The organism is Lactobacillus delbrueckii subsp. bulgaricus (assembly GCF_046938665.1).
Taxonomy (GTDB): domain Bacteria; phylum Bacillota; class Bacilli; order Lactobacillales; family Lactobacillaceae; genus Lactobacillus; species Lactobacillus delbrueckii_C.
On the sequence record NZ_JBKZCD010000044.1, the window covers coordinates 1 to 3830 of the forward strand.

Consider the following 3830-nt stretch of genomic DNA (forward strand, 5'->3'; position numbering starts at 1 on the left):
CGCGAGGGAGTGCTCTTAGTGGACCCGCTTGAAAGTTACCGTGAAGTTCATCACGCCATCCGACCAGCTGGCATTGATTTTGCCGCCAAAAGCAGCGACCAGGTCCTGGGCCATGGACAAGCCGATCCCAAAACCATTCTTTTGCTTCTGATCATAATGGTGGGATTCGTCTTCCCGGTAGAAACGTTCAAAGAAGCGGTTGGTATCGATCCCGGCCCCATTCTTATATGAATTAGTGACCGTCAAAACCGCGTTCTGATTAAGCCGGCTCTTGGCCAGGATAACCATGACTTCGCCTTCGGGGTCACAATACTTCTGGGCGTTGTCGATCAAGATGTTAACCAGTTCCAACAGGCTGCGCTGTTCGGCATTGATGTAGAGATCCGGATCGATGCTGATGACATACTTTTTATTATCCTTAGCCAGAACCGATTTAAATGAATCCGCAGATTCCTTGGTAACGTCTGAAAAATTGACCTTTGACAAAACGATCTCTTCCGGTTCACTCATCCGGGTCAAAGTGATCAGCTGGTTGATCAAACCGGTCATCCGCACCACCTGCTCTTTGGTGCTTTCATTCCATTCATCATCATTGCCCAGCAGCTCTTCCATTTCAGCGTTAGCACTAATTACGGCCAAAGGTGTCTTCAGCTCGTGACCGGCATTGGTGATAAAACGCCGCTGTTTGTCGTAGGCATCCTTGATCGGCTGGATTGCCTTGTCGGCAAGCAGGACCATAATGATGACAAAAAACAAAATCCCGCCGAAAGTGAAAATCAAGGCATATCTCACTAGCAAAAGCGCTGACTGCATCAAAGGACTCAAGTCAATGAAACAGATATAGTACTTGTTGGCAGAAATCTTTTTAGCCAAGTAGCGGAAGCGGACTCCATTAGAGTGGACCGTCCCCTTCAACTGACCAGCTGACAGGCGCCTGGAGATCTGCTTTTTCCGGCTGGAAACCGAGTTGATCGAATAGCCGATAATGTGGTCCGCGTCAATTACGGTCAAAGTCTGCTTTTTCGTATTGATGTTAGCCGTGAAATAGCGGTACTTGAACATCCCTTCCTTATTGTATTGATCGCCTAGCCGCTTTTTGGCTTGGACCTCGTCCAGTCGGCCATTATTTTTAACAATGATGGACAGGACTTGGTCAGCTTCATGGCTGGATTCAAAAAGGCTGATGCCGATCAAGCTGGAGAAAGAGAAAAACATGACCAAAAAAAGCGATAGCGTCGCCAGCCAGATAAAGCGCCGCCTGATTTTTTTAATCATGATCAGGCCCTCTCAAGGCAGAACTCACCGCCCTTTTCGCCGGAAATATGGACATTTGCCCCGATTGAAGCCAGCTTGGACCGGAGGAAGGAGATGTATACCCAAACCACGTCTTCGCTTTCATCTTCATTCTTCCAAACATGGTTGAATAGTTCTTCCGTGCTGATGGCCTTGCCAGGATTGAGCAAGAAGTAGCGCATCAAGCCAGTTTCCTGCTTGGACAGGCTGATGGAGTTGTTGCTGGACAGCTCTTGGGAGTTGAGGTCCAGCTTGAGGTTGTCGTAATTCAGTTCTTGTGTGCTGTTGTAGTCCTCGCTTCGGCGCTCTTTTGACCGCAGGCGGGCCAGCAGTTCCTTTAAGGAGAACGGCTTAGTCAAGTAGTCGTCAGCACCGACATCTAAGCCGGTTACTTTGTCATCGATTTCAGACTTGGCCGTCAACATCATAATGTAGGTTTTGTCGCCAGTAGCGCGGATTTCCTTGACCGCGTCCAGGCCATTTTTGACGGGCATCATGATGTCCATGATGATGACGTCGTAGGGATGCTTTTTGACAGCATCGACGGCTTCTTGTCCGTTAAAAACTGAGTCAACGTCGTAGCCGCTTTTTTGCATGGCGACCGTCAAAACTCTGTTCAGTTGTGCTTCGTCTTCAGCTAAAAGAATTTTCATAGTTACCCTTCCTTGATCAGTTGGCGGATCGTTTGCATGCTTACATCGCAAGATGCCAGTTCGTCAGCAACCCGCTTGAGTTCCTTGCTGATACGTTCAGGATTCTTGATGTCATGCTTGTACTTCATTTCGTGTTCAAGACTGGCCCAGGTGTCCATAGCAATTGTCCGCAGCTGGATTTCAACGTAGTAGGTGCCAGGTTTATTGCCGTGGACGTCTTCAAAGGGAGTGACTACTTCCATGATCAAGTGGTATGACCGGTAACCGTTTGGCTTGGCATCGGTAATGTAGTCTTTTTCCTTAATAACTTTGAAATTGTCCTGCTTCTTCAACAAGTCAATGCAAGTGTAGATATCATCAATGAAGTTGCAGACAATTCTGAGGCCGATTGCGTCCCGGTTTTCGATCAATGCAGACTCTGGCGTCAGCGGTAGACCTTTTCTCTCGCACTTTTGCGTCATGCTTTCTTCGCCTTTGACGCGGCCTTCCAGGTGCTCATATAGCTTTTGCCCATTTTCTGCACTATATTCCTGTCCGATGCCCTGGACTTGCTGCAAAACAGAATCCAGGATCTGTGGAAGATAGTCAGCATACTTTCCGTAAATACTCATATTTGTCCCTCACTCCTTCTCTATTACCTCTACTCTACCAAAGATCCTTGAAATTTGCTTGTGCTTTAAGGGAAACTTATGATCATCCCGGCATATATGGGGGGATCTTTTATCTAGACTTGAGAGTAATACATCATGAAAAAAGGTCCAGAATTGATAGAGCTATGATCAAAGCCGAAATAAAAAAGGCTAAAACAGCATTCTTAATTATCCAGCCAAATTTATCAACAAAAATAGAAACACAGATAACTGAAACAACCCATGCGATAATATCACCACGATGTTCATGTATATACTTTTTCATTAGAGACTGCCTTTCCCCAGTTTCCCATTTACCTACGTGGAGAATACACGTCAACAGTGTCCAAAGGACGGCACCATCAAGTATCGCCAATGCTTGTATAAAGAATTTACTTTGCTATATTAAAATAAGTGGCTAAATAGGTCACCGACAAGAAGTATTCCGCAAATGATGCCGCCAACGATAATATAGCCAAAATAATCTATAAAAATTGAAGTAAGCCAGCACCCAAAGGCAAAAACTATGACAACGAAAAGTACAAATTCAACAAATGATTTAATTTGATCTTTTTTATCATCCATGTCAATCACATCATTTCCGTTAAAAAATTTTAAAGAAGCTTGCGCAAGAGTAAACCGGTTACATTTGATCCCTCAGTTTTTCCGCGAATTTCTTCCCCTGCTCTTTTACTTTGCTCAACTTTACAGTATAATAATAAATGTTCTGGAGAGTTGGCAGAGCGGTAATGCAGCGGACTCGAAATCCGCCGAACCAATGTTGAATTGGTGCGCAGGTTCAAATCCTGTACTCTCCTCACTTTTTATACCTTTAAACCAGCAGTCAAAACTGCTGGTTTTTCTTTAGCAAAAAAAGACTAATTCAAGCCTGTTTCACCAATGAGATCTTTACGATTTCGTCTTCTCTTACAGTGAGAAAACCAAAATTATTATCTTAAACTAGCTTGCTAGATTTCCTTTAACCGCTCTTCTATCATTTGCTGAAGCTCTAGCAAATCATCCTTGTCTGCCAGGTCCCTAATGAATTTTCGGGCTTGGGATCTGTACCGATAGATACGCTGCCTATCTTTATTTTTCTCTTTCCACTTGGCGTTAGCCCGGGTTTGTGCTTCCGACGTCATACTACTTTACCACCCTTATCAAAATTTCAGTTGCCTATTTTTCAGCATCCCTCTGCCTTAAATGCTAATTTCCCAGGATTTTACAACTCAAACTATACGGCTGACATTTTTTG

At 44.6% G+C, this 3830-nt stretch carries 4 protein-coding genes and 1 tRNA gene; 1 reads left to right on the forward strand and 4 read right to left on the reverse strand.

The window, feature by feature from the left end:
• Positions 1–15 precede the first annotated feature (15 nt).
• From ACLUXO_RS09980 to ACLUXO_RS09995, 4 genes are all read right to left on the reverse strand, one after another.
• Positions 16–1275: a sensor histidine kinase gene (locus ACLUXO_RS09980; protein WP_412137419.1), complete on the reverse strand. Its 1260-nt coding sequence runs from the start codon at positions 1273–1275 to the stop codon at positions 16–18.
• Between the two features lie 2 nt (positions 1276–1277).
• The gene (locus ACLUXO_RS09985) at positions 1278–1946 is read right to left on the reverse strand and encodes a response regulator transcription factor (protein ID WP_412137420.1); all 669 of its coding nucleotides are present in this window, start codon (positions 1944–1946) and stop codon (positions 1278–1280) included.
• Positions 1947–1948: 2 nt separating this feature from the next.
• Positions 1949–2557 (reverse strand): GTP pyrophosphokinase, encoded by a 609-nt coding sequence (locus ACLUXO_RS09990; RefSeq protein WP_412137421.1) that lies wholly within the window; start codon positions 2555–2557, stop codon positions 1949–1951.
• A 423-nt stretch (positions 2558–2980) separates the two neighbouring features.
• Positions 2981–3160, reverse strand: a complete 180-nt coding sequence (locus ACLUXO_RS09995; RefSeq protein WP_412137422.1) for a hypothetical protein — start codon at positions 3158–3160, stop codon at positions 2981–2983.
• A 144-nt stretch (positions 3161–3304) separates the two neighbouring features.
• Between ACLUXO_RS09995 and ACLUXO_RS10000 the strand changes: the two genes are divergently transcribed.
• A tRNA-Ser gene (locus ACLUXO_RS10000) sits at positions 3305–3393 on the forward strand.
• The last annotated feature ends 437 nt before the right edge of the window (positions 3394–3830 follow it).